Origin of the sequence: Thalassospira lucentensis (assembly GCF_011806425.1) — a bacterium.
GTDB lineage: Bacteria > Pseudomonadota > Alphaproteobacteria > Rhodospirillales > Thalassospiraceae > Thalassospira > Thalassospira lucentensis_B.
The window spans coordinates 748932-762557 of sequence record NZ_JAATOV010000002.1 but is presented as its reverse complement, the minus strand read 5'-3'; the positions used below and the strand labels follow the sequence as shown (position 1 = coordinate 762557).

Sequence of the window (13626 nt, the reverse complement as noted above, 5' to 3'; positions counted from 1 at the left end):
CGGCAGAGGCATCTTCTTGATTATTCATAAAACAAACAGCCTTGACTGTTTGTTTTATTTCTGACCAACTAATGTACCCCAACGAACGGTAAAACACGCCTGCCATAAGGTATCCCGGTGACTGAAACGATCCACCAAACGCAAGTTTTAAAAAGTGCAGATACCCGTCGTCGGATCATGACGGCGACGGCAACGCTTTTGCTGCGTGATGGATATTCCCGGTTAACGACAACCGCGATTGCCAAAGAGGCCGGAGTGTCGCGTGGCGCACTGACGCATCATTACGCCACCAAGGAAGACGTCGTTATTGCCTCGATCGAGCATCAGCTCAAACAGTCCATCGAACATACCCGCCGCTACATGGAACAGAATGCCGGTCGCGATCTTACCGTCGACGACATCATTGATTACCTGTGGCGCCTGATGGCGGATGGCCTGTTTTACATGACGTTGGAATACCTGCCGGAAATGCGGCACAACGCGTTGTTTAAGACGCGATTGGTGCCGGTCATTCAGGGGTTTCACAGTTCCCTGAATGAAATATGGGCGATGATTTCGCGCCGATATGATGCTGACCCCAAGCATGCTGAAATCGCGCTCAATGCCACGATGTGCCTGTTTAGAGGGACGCTGGCACAGACCATTGTCCGTTCGGACACTGACTATTTCGATGAAATCCTCTCCCTTTGGCGTCATTTGCTTCGGCAAATGTTTGCCAATGGCTTTGGGTTTGAAAGTTCTCCTCGTTCCACCAAAACAGAAGAAGCCGCATGTCACTCAAACTGATTAAAAATGCTCGTATTGTTGATGGTTCTCGTGCCGAGCCGACGGAACCGCAAAACATCCTGATCGAAAATGACAAAATCGTCGAAGTGTCCCCGGATGCGACGTCTTCCTCGGCCGATGTCATCGACCTGCGCGGCAAAACCCTTATGCCGGGCCTGATCGATTGCCACGTGCATGTTATTGCCACGACGACAAATCTTGGCCGTAATGCTGATCTTCCGAATTCTTTGGTGGCGCTGCGTTCGGCCAAAATCATGGAACGGATGCTGATGCGCGGCTTTACCACGGTCCGCGATCTTGGCGGTGCCGATTATGGTTTGGTCGAGGCCGTCGAACAGGATGGTCTGGCTGCACCGCGTTTGGTGATTTGTGGTAAAGCCCTTTCGCAAACCGGTGGTCACACCGATTACCGCGGCCGTCACAGCCTGCGTTCGGTTGACTATTATCAGGACCAGATTGGATCGCTTGGCGTTGTGGTCAACGGTGTCGACGAAGTACGCCGCGCGGCCCGCGATCAGATCAAAGGCGGTGCTGAGTTCATTAAGGTCATGGCAAATGGCGGTGTTTCGTCACCGACTGATCCGATTGCGATCCTTGCGTTTTCAAGTGATGAACTTAAAGCCGCCGTTGAAGAAGCCAAAAACGCCCAGATGTATGTATCGGGCCACCTTTACACCGACGAAGCGGTTCGTCGCGCGCTTGAATGCGGTGTTGAATCCATTGAACACGCCAACCTGATTAAACGCGAAACCGCGCCAATGATCCGCGATGCCGGTGCGGTGGTTATTCCAACCAACGTTACTTATGACCTTTTGGCACGTGATGGCGCGCGCTTTGGTTTGGGTGCGGAATCCGTTGCCAAGATCGAAGACGTCCGTGGGGCCGGGCTGGAATGCCTGACCTATCTGCACGAAGCAGGTGTGACCATGGGCTATGGCTCGGACCTTTTGGGTGAAATGCATGATCACCAATCCGAAGAATTCCTGCTGCGTGGTCGTTATTTGCCGGCCAAGGACGTCATTCGTTCGGCAACCATTGATGCCGCCAAAGTTTTGCGCAAAGAAGGCGAAATCGGTGTTATCGCCCCGGGTGCATTTGCCGATATGATCGTTGTTGATGGCAACCCGCTCGAAGATCTCTCGTTGCTGACCGATCAGGGCGCACACATTCCGTTCATTATGAAGGGCGGACGGGTCTTCAAAGATGCGGGCGCGCTTTAACGCCTGCCTGTGATTGCTCGATTTAAAGACAAAAGGATTCCACGATGAACAAGTTTACCCTTCCGGCATTTGCAATCGCACTTGGCTTGGGCGCGGCGACGGCACATGCCGATGTCAATCTGGATATGTCCAGCGAATATCCCGTCAGCTCCATTCACGCGCAGACCGCCGATTTCTTCGCCAAAACACTTGCCGATGAAACGTCGGGCGACGTGAATGTTACCGTCCACCACGGTGGTGCTTTGGGCTATAAGTCTGTTGACCATTATGATGCTGTTGGTGATGGCGCGGTTCAGCTGGCATCGTCATTTTCCGGCGCGTGGTCGGGCATTAACCCGATCTTCCTCGTTTCTTCGTTGCCGTTCTTGGCAACCTCGATTGACGACACCAAAAAGCTCTATGAAGCAACCCGGCCTTTCTATGAAAAGGCGCTTGAAGGTGACAATCAGATCTTCCTCTATGCCGCACCGTGGCCGGCTTCGGGCTTTTGGGCCAAACAGCCGATCAGCAGTGTTGATGCGCTCAAAGGTTTGAAAATCCGTACCTTTGATACGCCGGGTACCAAAACGCTTCAGAATGCGGGCGCTTCGCCGGTTCAGCTGAGCTGGGGCGATGTCGTGCCGCAGCTGACAACCAACGGCATTGATGCTGTCCTGACCTCGGCAGACGGCGGCGCTGGTTCGCAGTTCTGGGAATATCTGTCGGACTTTACCGAAGTAAACTATGCCTTGCCGTTGCAGGTTACCCACATGAACCGCGATACGTTTGACGATCTAAGCGACGAAGAACAAAAAGCTGTTCTTGATGCCGCCAAGAAAGCAGAAGCATTTGGTTGGGCTGCTTTGGAAACCCGGGTTAAGGACAACTACGCCGAACTGTCTGAAAATGGCGTCACGGTGACCAAGGACATTTCGCCAGAACTTCTGGCGCTCCTTAAATCATCTGCTGCCCCGCAGGTCGAAGCATGGAAAGAACGCGTTGGCGACGATGCGCAAACTCTGCTTGATAGCTACGATGCGATGCGCGCGCAGTAATCCTGCCTCTTTATGAACCTTTGACGGGCATGGATTTTTATCCATGCCCGTCGCTCCAGAACCGGTTGAAATATGAAATTCCTCGTCACACTGATCGATAAGTTGTGCAAGCTCGGTGCTGCCCTTGCGGCGCTGACGTTGGTCGGCATGGTCTCGTTTATCCTGCTTGAAATCGTTCTACGCACCTTTTTTGACAGCTCGACCTTCATCATGGATGAAATGGTTGGCTATGGCGTGGCCGCTGCGACGTTTCTGGCGCTGCCATACGCGCTTGGTAGCGGAAGCATCATTCGGGTCGAACTGCTGATTGGTCATCTGACGGGGGGAAAACGCAGGCTGCTTGAAGGGTTTAGTTGCCTTGTTGGGCTCGGCGTTACCGCGGTTCTGATTTCATTTATCTGGGTGCGTGTTGCACGCGCCTGGTCTCGTCACTCGGTCAGCAGCAGCATTGCTGAAGTCCCGATGTGGATTCCTCAAGGGGTTATTCTTGTTGGCCTGTGCCTGCTGTTTTTACAGCTGATTGCACTTTTGATGCGCCAATTCATGGCCGATCAAACCGCTAACACCCAGGGATCATAAAACGCAACCTTTCGGGCATTGAACGCGTAACTGGAGACCGAATTTTATCATGGATGCACTTCTTTCCGCAGGATTGGTCCTGTGCCTGATCTTCCTGTTTCTTGGAATGGGGGTCTGGATATTCGTGGGCCTGCTGATGGTCAGCGGCACCGCCTTGGCACTTGTTGCCGGCATGGATATCGGGCGCATTGGCACGATTGCAGCCAACATTGTTTATCGTTACTCGACGACGTGGGAATTGGCGGCTATTCCGATGTTTATCTGGATGGGGGAAATCATTTTCCGCACCGATATTTCGGATCGTATTTTTCGCGGGCTAACCCCGTTTGTAAATTGGCTGCCCGGTCGATTGCTCCATACCAATGTTTTGGGCTGCACGATGTTTGCCGCTGTCAGTGGCTCAAGCGCGGCGACGGCCGCAACGGTCGGTAAAATCACCACCACCGAACTGTCCAAGCGCGGCTACGATCAATCCTTGTCGCTGGGCTCTCTTGCGGGGGCGGGCAGTTTCGGTCTTCTGATCCCGCCATCAATTGTCATGATTGTGTACGGCATCCTTGCCGAAGTTTCGATCAGCCGCCTGTTCGCTGCGGGTGTGCTTCCCGGCATTATGATTGCAGTTTTATTTTCGTCTTATATCGCGGTTCGCGCCCTGATCCGACCAACTGTTGCGCCAAAATCCGATATGGCGTTTGAATTGCGTTTGTTCGGCCGGGCGATTGTTGATTTATTGCCGATCATCTCGTTAATGGTGATTGTGCTGGGCGCGATCTATTCCGGCGTTGCCACCCCATCAGAAGCCGCCGCCGTTGGCGTGTTTGGCGCGGTTGTGATCACGATTTTCTTGCGCCAGTTTTCGATCGCGATGCTGATTGAAACCTTGCTTGGGGCGGTGGTCAGCAGTGCGATGATCTGTTCGATTTTGATCGCCGCGGCGTTTCTTTCAACCGCGATGGGCTATCTGCATATTCCGACCGAAATTGCAACTGCGATTGGCAGTTTGCATCTGTCTCCGGTGATGCTGATTGTGGTTCTGACCCTGTTTTATCTGGTGCTGGGACTATTCCTTGATGGCGTGTCGATCATTGTCATGAGCCTGCCGATCACCCTTCCGCTTGCCATGCAGGCGGGCATTGATCCGGTATGGTTTGGCATCTTCCTGATTGTCACGGTCGAACTGGGCCAGATCACCCCACCCGTCGGGTTTAACCTTTTCATCTTGCAAAGCTTAACCGGGCAATCGGTTGGCCGTGTTGCGATTTACGCGCTGCCGTTTTTCGTTCTGATGCTGATTGCCATTGCTCTTCTTGTTGTTTTCCCTGACATCGCTCTTTGGTTGCCGAGTTCGCTTTATGATTAATATTGACCTTGGCCAATTGGCGGCGGGATACGGGGCAACCAATCAGCCCCAGTCTTCTTTTGATTGTGTCGCGGACATCTTCATCAAACGCTTCGATCCGCGCCTTATGACCTTCTTTGCCTGGGGGCAGGGGGATGATCTGTGTGAACGGGTCTGGTCGAATAATCCGGAAAAATACCCGGTCCCATTTGGCAAAAAAATGGGACCAACCAAATGGGGTCAAACCGTTTTGCGCGAACAAACCCCATGGTTTGGCAAAGACGAAGCCGCCATGGAGGATGCCTTTCCTGATCATAAACTGATCAAAAGTGTCGGATGTTCATCCTGTCTGAGTGCGCCCGTAGTGGCAAACGGCCAGTCCGTCGGCGCAGTCAGCATCTTGCACGCCCAAGGCACCTATACCGCCTCTGACCTTCACGACGTCACCCAACTAACCGCCCTCCTTGTCGCGCCACTTTTGCTGCGAAAACTCGGCTGATTATTGTGATGGTGTCCTATAGCGAGGGCTGTCAAAAAGGATCGGTCTCTTGGAGTAGGGCGCGCTGTGATTAATTGCGAATAGGGGCGGGGATTGTGCTTCTAGGGGTGGAAAATAAATCTGTCCCCTTAATGTTAAATAGAGTGAGTCTCAGGTCGATAACCGCTCTCGATTCTTTCGACTAATAGCGGGGCGCTGCTTATTCCACGAAGAGAATAATGTTTTTCTGTATCAGTCAAATCTCTTGTCAGCATTTCTTCTTTTTGACCGTCCCAAAGCCACCAAGGGCCAAGTTGGCCATCTGCTCCAATTACACGGGAACGAAACGTCGGGAATGGTTTGTTTCGGTCCGCCACTGCAACATTTGCAACAACACAGAATAATCCCTCGTTTAATGCAGGCTGTAGAGGAAAAAATGTCTGAAATGTAGGGGCGCCAGAAACGATGGAGGAGAAATCTTTGGGGGCTTCGTTATAAAATCCCTCAAAAATAGACAGAAGAGCTCCAAATCTTTGGTGCTTATGTGTGAATTGAGCGTATGCGATACCTCTTGAAGTCAGTATTTGGATCACATCACCAATCAGTATTTTCTTTGCCATTCTAGAACCCAGGGTAATTATGCTGTCTGAGTAATTCCGCACCAGGAAAAAGGGGACAGATTTATTTTTCCGAGCAGAGGTCGACGAGATCAGGAAACTTGCAAAATATCCCTAAAATAAATCTGTCCTTTTTTACTCACTACAGCAAGTTCGATTCCCAAAGTCAGTTCAACGGTTTTTTATTATTTAAACAGAAATTGAAGTAATTAATAATCTATTAAATTGATAGTTCTTTCTGTTTCCATGCCCTCGACTCTGTGTATAGTCTTGATTCTATCTGGAACATTTTTCAAGTTAATGTTAAATTCTTTTTTATAAATATTATCAAAGTATTCACTTCTTTTTTGAATTATTGAAAGGCTAATGGCCATAGGTTTTCGAATGTAAATGCGTAGATAGTTTTTTGTATCGTGGTTTATTTTTGTTGATGAATCGATTGATATTAGTGCTTTTTCGTATAGATGAACTGCATCGTCAAATCGCATTGCGCGGTATCTTACATACCCTGCGAAAGCAAGGTCGTGTGGAAGTGGGTTTTTGTAAATCTTGAAAGCTTTGTCTATTTCTTTGTTTGCTCTTTCTAAATTTCCCTTAGCAGTTGCCTCCCAAGAATTGCTAATTTTTATGGCGATATATATGGATTTAATTAACTTTGATATAAAATTCATATAGAACATCCATGTTGTCTAATAATTCCATTACTCTGAACGTTGCATTGTTGACCTTCTGCCGATTTGTTTTTCCAGGAAAAGGGGCTGCCCCCTTTTTTTGAGGTAGTGGGGGTGATGCTTCAACCCTTTTCCCTAAATTATTTATTTGAATGTTTTGATTTGTAGTATTTTTTTATTTCATTTTCTATTTTTATTTTCATGTATAATTAAGCCTCTCTCTTCACAAATATAGTGAAATTATTCACCTTTTATTTTTGGGTGAGGATTTTCGTTTTGTAGTGATGAATCAAATATTCTAGTTGAATCCTGAGGGGCGTCGATTTTATCTGCCAGTTGAGAGGCTATCAATTGTATTTCTTTTATAGATGTTATCATTTTAGCTTACCCTTTTTAAATAACGGTTATCGGGTAAACATTGCACATTCAATTTTTCACCGAGGTTAGGCAAAACCTGTATTCCAACCTCCCGGTTGATCAAGTGCGAGTGAATCTTGTGCTTGGTTAACGGCAAGTTCTTTCTTTAATTTATATACCTATAAGGTCTCTGATTTACTTCGTGGTGCCATAGATCTTTGTTCGAGCGGAATACCTTCGGGTGACATAAAGGCTCCTTTTGGTCAGTCATATCTATCGATACGAGTTCCTATAGGCAGAATTGCTTCTGCGGAGGTAGATTCAAACGCAAAATTATCCGGCCAATCCCAACCACTACCGTCTGCCTTCTTGAGCTGATCATAGTAAGACAAGCCTACAGCCTCAATGTCGGTTTCTCCGGGATTGAGAGTGCCTGCTGGAGTATCGGTTATAGTGTCAATGTCTTCCGCCCGGATAAGCTTCTTTCCAGCAGCAGCAACTGTCTCGCCAACATCTACCCCGGTGTTGATTGTGGTCAGTAACTGAAACTGAAGTTCCCCTGCGATTTCCCGGGCTTCTTCAAAGTTACCGGCTTCGTGCGCTGCTTGCGCCTGTTTCGATGCGTCAATAACAGAGTAAGCCATCGCAGAAGGAAGTTTATCAAGATTGCTGATCAGCCACATTAGGCTTTTTGCTGTTTCTAAAGTGCAGTCTGCGGAGTGTCGGCGCCGGATAGAGCAAGGGCGATAAGCGCCAATCGCTCGGCGGTTCAGTATTTTGCACGCCCAAGGCGCCTATTGCCGCCTCTGACCTTAACGACGTCACCCAACTAGCCGCCCTCCTTGTCATGCCGCTTTTGATGCGACAAGTTGGCTGAAGATAATAATCGCGTTTTATGGGGGGCAGCAAAGAAGGGCCGGCTCGCCGAACTCTTATGGCTTGAATGAAAAAGCTGACGGGTCGCTTTTATCCTGTCGGCTCATCTTTGATTAGGAAGAGGTCATCGCGGAGCAATGATTTCTGTTCGGTGCGATGCTTTTAGAGCATGAGGGAGTCATCGGCCACGTCGTTAATTTCTTCCGTCACCTGTACCAGATATCCACCCCGGATTTTCTGAACAGGAAAGCCCGCAGAAGAGATCTTTGCTGCGTCAACTTCGTGCGAAAACTTATCGCCATATAACATGGCCCATCCGATATTCGGAATTTTTCCATCTCCGGGTACAAAGGATTAGGGGTAGCTTTCGGGAGTTCCGAATTATATGTAATCCCTCTCTACGCGATAGTCTTTTTCAATCATATCAATCAAAAGTGGTGCGCTGGGCAATGAAGGGCCTTTAGGATATTTTTTCTCCTCTTCAGTTAACGGTCTCTCGACTCTGATCTGCCTCCCTCCAGACCAAAAAAAACCACAATGCATCGGGATCTTTTAAGTTGTTTGTGGATCGAAAGGTAGGAAACTGGCGTAAGTGGGGCGGAACATCGACGTTTGCAACCAGGGGAAAAAAACCTCTCTTTACACCATCCTGAATTAAGAACGTTGTGATCAGTTGAGGCTGCTGAATGACAACCTCGTTGAAATCTACGGGTTCTTTCGTGAAAAAATCTCTGAAAATTGCAACCACAAATTTCCATTTTGGGTGCGTATGGGTTACTTGCCCGTAGCAAACCCCCTTGGCTGTAAGTATCTGGAAAATATCGCCTACCTTGACCGTTTTTCTTTTCAGCATTTCTAGTTCGCCCATCTGTGTTTGACGTTTTCTAAAAATCCCTTGCCGCGGATTAGCGCTTGCTCGTAGCTGTTTGGACTCTTGCGCATAAAAGGGGGCAGTCCCATTTTTACCGGGACTGTGACGGGCTTATCCCCTCTGTCGGGTCAAAAGGTCTCTCCGAATTATATGTAATCCCTCTCTACGCGATAGTCTTTTTCAATCATATCAATCAAAAGTGGCGCGCTTGGAAATGAAGGGCCTTCAGGATACTTTTTTTCTTCTTCGGTGAGGGGGCGCTGCACTTTCCACTGCTTATCACCCGACCAGAAAAACCACATAGTCTCATCACCTTTGAGATTGTTTGTCCCTTTAAAGGTGGGAAATTCGCTGAGGTGCGAAGGAACAGGCACGTTTGCAACCAAAGCAAATAATCCTTGCCGTACAGCGTGCTGAATCAGGAAAGTTGAAATGAATTGAGGTTCTTTTGAAACCACAACCGCAAAGTCTTTTGGCGGCTTCGAGAAAAACTCTCGAAATATTGCAACAACAAACTTCCACTTAGGGTGCGTGTGCGTGACCAAACCGTAGCAGACTCCCTCAGAAGTCAAAATCTGGAAGATATCTCCAACTTGCACTGTCTTGCGTTTCAACATGTTCAATTCGTCCATTGATAATCAACGCTATCAAGCAATTCCTTGCCTCGAATCAGCGCTTGCTCGTAGCTTTGGGGACACTTGCGCATAAAAGGGGACAGATTTATTTTTGTGCATCAAGCCCCTTTAAATTTTTGCACGATCATCCCTAGATCGCCGAATGCATCCGATAGCCTGGTGCAAACAGCAGGCGGGCGGAGGTGATGCCGTGGTCGCCGTTCCAGGTGGTGCGCTCAATCAGGAAAAGGGGTGCGTCTTTTTGGGTTCGCAGCACCTTGGCTTCGGTTTCGGAGGCCAGCACGGCGGAAAATGAAATGTCGCCTTTGGTGTAGGGCGCATGCAGGACCAGCCATTCATTGGCGCTGATTTTTGATAAATCCGCATTGGCAATTTCTGGGGTTGCCGCGACCGAGACCCAGCGTTCTTCAAACATATACGGTTTGCCGTCTGCCAGATGAAGCGACGTGATGTGCAGCATGTCGCTATCTGGGCTGACCCGCAAATTGGTGCAAATTTCCGGCGGTGGGGTGCGGCGTTCGCTAAACAGCAGGCCATAGGCATATTTCTGTCCCCGGCCTTCGATTTCAAGCCGGATGACCGGGATATCAAGTTTGGCCCGGCGCACCGGATGGGTGGCAACCCGTGTCCCGGCCTTGCGGCGGCGGTCCAAGAACCCTTCTGCGGCCAATTCACGCAGCGCACGGTTGACCGTGGCGCGCGCACAGCCAAGCTGTTCGGCCAGTTCGACTTCCTTGGGGATCAGGTCACCCGGCTTCCATTGCCGGGTATGGATACGATGCAGGACTTCGGCATGCACGCTTTGCCAGCTTGTTTGGCTGCTTGCCTCCGGCCACGTTCTTGACGCGGCGCCAGGGGTGGCGTCTAAGGATGCCTCGGGTGCTGCGTGCGGCATGTCTTGCAGCGTATCTTGGGTTTTGGTGCTCACACCGATGCCTTCAATTGTTCCATGACCTTACGATATTCTGTCGTGATGGCGTCATGATTGATGTGTCGGCCATTGGTCACAACATGGCGACCCGCGGACCAGACATCACGCACCATGCGATCATCTCCGGCAAAGATATATGTATCAAGGATCGTATCGCCTGTTCGGCCGATCAGGTCAACCGCATCGCCATCAAGCGCGATCAAATCGGCCAGGGCGCCAACTTCGATCTTACCCGAATGACGGCCGGCAGCCTGTGCGCCACCTTTGGCGACAGCTTCATACAGGCGCCGTCCGGTGGATTGTTCCGGGGTGGCCAGGGCGGCGCGTGATTTGTCGCGCAGGCGTTGGCTGTAATCAAGGGTTCGGAGTTCCTCAGACAGTGAAATACGGATGTTGGAATCCGATCCAATGCCAATGGTGCCATCCGCGCCAAGATAGCGCACACCATCAAAAATCCCATCGCCGAGACTGCTTTCGGTAATCGGGCAAAGCCCTGCAACCGCGCCGGTTTTGGCAAGGCCCAGCGTTTCATGCTCAAGCATTTGGGTGCAGTGGATCAGGCACCAGTTTTCATCGACTTGCGCATTTTCCAGCAGCCATTCGACCGGGCGTTTGCCCCAGAATTCGTGCACTTCATCGACTTCGGCGACCTGTTCGGCAAGGTGCATGTGGATTGGGCCGTCTTTGGAAAGCTTGGTGGTGGCGAGTAAATCCTCGCGGCCGACGGCGCGCAGCGAATGCGGGGCAACCCCCATGCGGGTGTCTGACGGCAAATGCGAAACGGCCTTAACCGAGGCATCATAAAGCTTTGCGAACTGTTCGGGGTCATTGCCAAAGCGGATTTGGCCCGCGCCAAGCGCACGTTTGTCGCAGCCGCCAAACTGATAATGCACCGGCAAAAGCGTTAGGCCGATGCCGGTGATTTCGGCGGCGGCAGCAATGCGTTCGGCCATTTCGCCGATATTGTCATAGGGCGCGCCACTGGGTTGATGATGCAGGTAATGGAACTCGGTATTGTTGGCATATCCTGCTTCGAGCATTTCCATTTGTACAAAGGAAGCAATGGCTTGCACGTGATCAGGGGTCAGCTGATCCAAGAAGCGGAACATCAATTGCCGCCATGTCCAAAAGGTATCACGCGGGTCTGGACCGCGTTTTTCGGTCAATCCGGCCATGGAACGTTGGAACGCATGGCTGTGCAGGTTGGCAACAGCAGGCAGCAAGATGCCCGTGCGGGTGACATTGGCGTCATTTGGGGAAGGGGAATCGGCCTGAATGCTTGATATTCTGCCGGTTTCGTCGACTTCAAGTCGAACGTTATTTTCCCAGCCGTTGGTGGTAAGTGCCTGATTTGCCCAAAGAACCGTCATTGCTTATACCCGTCTTGACAGAAATATTATGTGCAGACATATTATATTTAATAACAGACTTATCAAGGGGTGATGCTTCGCATGTTGCTGGGAAATGCAAAAATCGCAACCATCGATAAAACGTCCGACGCGGACCGATTTTCTTATTGTATGAGGAATAACGGCGCGGTCGCGATCAAGGACGATAAGATCGTCTGGGTCGGTGACAACGATGCCATCCCAGCAGAATTCCAAGACCGCGAAAAATTCCCCTATCACGACCTTGAAGGGCGTCTGATCACCCCGGCATTGATTGATTGCCACACCCATGTTGTCCATGGCGGCAATCGTGCGGTGGAATTTGAAATGCGCCTTGAAGGGGCCGGGTACGAAGAAATCGCCCGTGCCGGTGGCGGGATCGTTTCAACCGTGACGGCAACGCGCGATGCGGATGTCGATCAACTTTTGCAAACTGCACTGCCACGTGTGGATGCGCTTTTGGCAGAGGGTGTTTCGGTGATTGAGGTTAAATCGGGTTACGGCCTGGACCGTGAAACCGAACTCAACATGTTGCGCGCGGCACGTAAGATCGAAGATGTCCGTGCGGTGCGGATCAAAACCACCTTCCTTGGTGCGCACGCCACCCCCGCAGAATTTAAAGGCGAACCAGACCGTTATATTGACGAGGTTTGCATCCCGACCCTGCGCGCAGCGCACGCCGAAGGGCTGGTGGACGCGGTTGATGGGTTCTGTGAAGGGATTGCCTTTAACACCGATCAGATTAAACGCGTGTTTGAGGCCGCCCGCGACCTTGGCATTCCAGTCAAACTGCATGCCGAGCAATTGTCGAATATCGGCGGCACCAAATTGGCGGCAAGCTTTGGCGCGCTTTCGGTTGATCACGTTGAATATGCCGACGAGGAAGACGCCAAGGCGATGGCAAAATCCGGATCGGTCGCGGTTCTTTTGCCCGGCGCGTTTTACACCCTGCATGAAACCCAATTGCCGCCGATTGCTGCGTTTCGCGAGCATGGCGTGCCAATGGCGGTGGCCACTGATTGCAATCCGGGCACATCCCCGCTGATGTCGATTTTGCTGACGATGAATATGTCCTGCACGCTGTTTCGCATGACGCCTGAGGAAGCGCTGGTCGGCGCAACGGTTCATGCCGCGCACGCGCTTGGCTTGGACGATACCGGGCAGGTCAAGGAAGGTATGCGCGCCGATCTGGCGATTTGGGATGTGACCCACCCGGCAGAGCTTTCCTATCGCATCGGGTTTAATCCGCTGTTTGATCGGATTTTTGGTGGGGTTTTTGTTGGGAAGTTAGTTAGGAAGTTAGTTAGCTAACTCAATCGGTATGTTGGCGCCTAATTCTTTGCTTAGGGCGACGTCATGCCAGAGGGGGTAATGCAGGGCCGAACCGGTGAAGCGTTAAATTGCGGGTGTTGCTGCGAAGTTCGGTTTGTGAATGTCGTCCGGTTCGTGGATTGAGACCGCCACTTGTGAATGACGACGCGACACGGATTAAGCCGCTATTTGTAAGTGGCGACGAACGAGATGGAGTGACGTAACGCTTAGGAAGTGCAGACGAAGACCGGTCATTGATCGTCGATCACAGCGACCAGAGGTGAATTTGCCGATGAGAGCGCTTGGACCAATCGGGGGCTGATACCTGAGACCGAATGTTGACCATCGAACACCGGGCTTTGGTCGCAACGACTACACGATGTTGACCGAACCATAAAGACCTTGCCGCTGCAAAGACGACCATCAAGACCGATTGATAAGAGCCGACGATTAAGACTGACCACTAAGACCGCCCATAAGGCTTTGCCACCAAAATCCGCCTACAAGTTCTGAAACGGCGCCGCACAGTTTGA

The 13626-nt window shown here is 50.8% G+C and carries 14 protein-coding genes; 7 read left to right on the top strand and 7 right to left on the bottom strand.

Annotation, left to right across the window (positions count from 1 at the left end; all coding sequences use genetic code 11):
- Window positions 1-117 precede the first annotated feature (117 nt).
- From HCZ99_RS09030 to HCZ99_RS09005, 6 genes are all read left to right on the top strand, one after another.
- The gene (locus HCZ99_RS09030) at window positions 118-786 is read left to right on the top strand and encodes a TetR/AcrR family transcriptional regulator (protein WP_167446593.1); all 669 of its coding nucleotides are present in this window, start codon (window positions 118-120) and stop codon (window positions 784-786) included.
- The gene (locus HCZ99_RS09025) at window positions 771-2006 is read left to right on the top strand and encodes a metal-dependent hydrolase family protein (RefSeq protein WP_167446592.1); all 1236 of its coding nucleotides are present in this window, start codon (window positions 771-773) and stop codon (window positions 2004-2006) included. Before HCZ99_RS09030 ends, HCZ99_RS09025 begins: the two co-directional genes overlap by 16 nt.
- A 44-nt stretch (window positions 2007-2050) precedes the next feature.
- A complete protein-coding gene (locus HCZ99_RS09020; protein ID WP_167446591.1) occupies window positions 2051-3040 on the top strand; it encodes a TRAP transporter substrate-binding protein in 990 nt (329 codons plus the stop codon).
- Window positions 3041-3112: 72 nt separating this feature from the next.
- Complete coding sequence (locus HCZ99_RS09015; RefSeq protein ID WP_167446590.1) at window positions 3113-3619, top strand: TRAP transporter small permease subunit; 507 nt, start codon at window positions 3113-3115, stop codon at window positions 3617-3619.
- Between the two features lie 49 nt (window positions 3620-3668).
- Complete coding sequence (locus tag HCZ99_RS09010) at window positions 3669-4979, top strand: TRAP transporter large permease (protein WP_167446589.1); 1311 nt, start codon at window positions 3669-3671, stop codon at window positions 4977-4979.
- Window positions 4972-5457, top strand: coding sequence for a GAF domain-containing protein (locus HCZ99_RS09005; RefSeq protein WP_167446588.1), 486 nt, complete (start codon window positions 4972-4974; stop codon window positions 5455-5457). The genes HCZ99_RS09010 and HCZ99_RS09005 overlap by 8 nt, the downstream gene beginning before the upstream one ends.
- Window positions 5458-5591: 134 nt before the next feature.
- On the opposite strand, the gene HCZ99_RS09000 is transcribed toward HCZ99_RS09005, so the two are convergent.
- From HCZ99_RS09000 to HCZ99_RS08970, 7 genes are all read right to left on the bottom strand, one after another.
- Window positions 5592-6056: a hypothetical protein gene (locus HCZ99_RS09000; RefSeq protein ID WP_167446587.1), complete on the bottom strand. Its 465-nt coding sequence runs from the start codon at window positions 6054-6056 to the stop codon at window positions 5592-5594.
- A gap of 206 nt (window positions 6057-6262) precedes the next feature.
- Window positions 6263-6724, bottom strand: a complete 462-nt coding sequence (locus HCZ99_RS08995; protein WP_167446586.1) for a hypothetical protein — start codon at window positions 6722-6724, stop codon at window positions 6263-6265.
- Window positions 6725-7344: 620 nt separating this feature from the next.
- Window positions 7345-7764, bottom strand: coding sequence for a hypothetical protein (locus HCZ99_RS08990; protein WP_167446585.1), 420 nt, complete (start codon window positions 7762-7764; stop codon window positions 7345-7347).
- 674 nt (window positions 7765-8438) lie between these two features.
- Window positions 8439-8825, bottom strand: coding sequence for an Imm26 family immunity protein (locus HCZ99_RS08985; RefSeq protein WP_167446584.1), 387 nt, complete (start codon window positions 8823-8825; stop codon window positions 8439-8441).
- 149 nt (window positions 8826-8974) lie between these two features.
- Window positions 8975-9445 carry a hypothetical protein gene (locus tag HCZ99_RS08980; protein WP_167446583.1) on the bottom strand — a complete coding sequence of 157 codons (471 nt, stop codon included), beginning with the start codon at window positions 9443-9445 and terminating at the stop codon, window positions 8975-8977.
- A gap of 148 nt (window positions 9446-9593) precedes the next feature.
- Entirely contained in the window at window positions 9594-10391 is a 798-nt protein-coding gene (locus HCZ99_RS08975) for a GntR family transcriptional regulator (protein WP_368484243.1), read from the bottom strand.
- Entirely contained in the window at window positions 10388-11764 is a 1377-nt protein-coding gene (locus tag HCZ99_RS08970) for a formimidoylglutamate deiminase (RefSeq protein WP_167446582.1), read from the bottom strand. The genes HCZ99_RS08975 and HCZ99_RS08970 overlap by 4 nt, the downstream gene beginning before the upstream one ends.
- 81 nt (window positions 11765-11845) lie before the next feature.
- Here HCZ99_RS08970 and hutI point away from each other — a divergent pair, with 81 nt between their 5' ends.
- Window positions 11846-13093, top strand: a complete 1248-nt coding sequence (gene hutI, locus HCZ99_RS08965; protein WP_167446581.1) for an imidazolonepropionase — start codon at window positions 11846-11848, stop codon at window positions 13091-13093.
- Window positions 13094-13626: the final 533 nt, after the last annotated feature.

Bases quoted from the DNA above. Each gene is read 5' to 3' on its own strand.
- HCZ99_RS09025 (WP_167446592.1), top strand. From the start codon at position 771: ATGTCACTCAAACTGATTAAAAATGCTCGTATTGTTGATGGTTCTCGT.
- HCZ99_RS09020 (WP_167446591.1), top strand. From the start codon at position 2,051: ATGAACAAGTTTACCCTTCCGGCATTTGCAATCGCACTTGGCTTGGGC.
- HCZ99_RS09015 (WP_167446590.1), top strand. From the start codon at position 3,113: ATGAAATTCCTCGTCACACTGATCGATAAGTTGTGCAAGCTCGGTGCT.
- HCZ99_RS09010 (WP_167446589.1), top strand. From the start codon at position 3,669: ATGGATGCACTTCTTTCCGCAGGATTGGTCCTGTGCCTGATCTTCCTG.
- HCZ99_RS09005 (WP_167446588.1), top strand. From the start codon at position 4,972: ATGATTAATATTGACCTTGGCCAATTGGCGGCGGGATACGGGGCAACC.
- HCZ99_RS09000 (WP_167446587.1), bottom strand. From the start codon at position 6,056: ATGGCAAAGAAAATACTGATTGGTGATGTGATCCAAATACTGACTTCA.
- HCZ99_RS08995 (WP_167446586.1), bottom strand. From the start codon at position 6,724: ATGAATTTTATATCAAAGTTAATTAAATCCATATATATCGCCATAAAA.
- HCZ99_RS08990 (WP_167446585.1), bottom strand. From the start codon at position 7,764: ATGTGGCTGATCAGCAATCTTGATAAACTTCCTTCTGCGATGGCTTAC.
- HCZ99_RS08985 (WP_167446584.1), bottom strand. From the start codon at position 8,825: ATGGGCGAACTAGAAATGCTGAAAAGAAAAACGGTCAAGGTAGGCGAT.
- HCZ99_RS08980 (WP_167446583.1), bottom strand. From the start codon at position 9,445: ATGTTGAAACGCAAGACAGTGCAAGTTGGAGATATCTTCCAGATTTTG.
- HCZ99_RS08970 (WP_167446582.1), bottom strand. From the start codon at position 11,764: ATGACGGTTCTTTGGGCAAATCAGGCACTTACCACCAACGGCTGGGAA.
- hutI (WP_167446581.1), top strand. From the start codon at position 11,846: ATGTTGCTGGGAAATGCAAAAATCGCAACCATCGATAAAACGTCCGAC.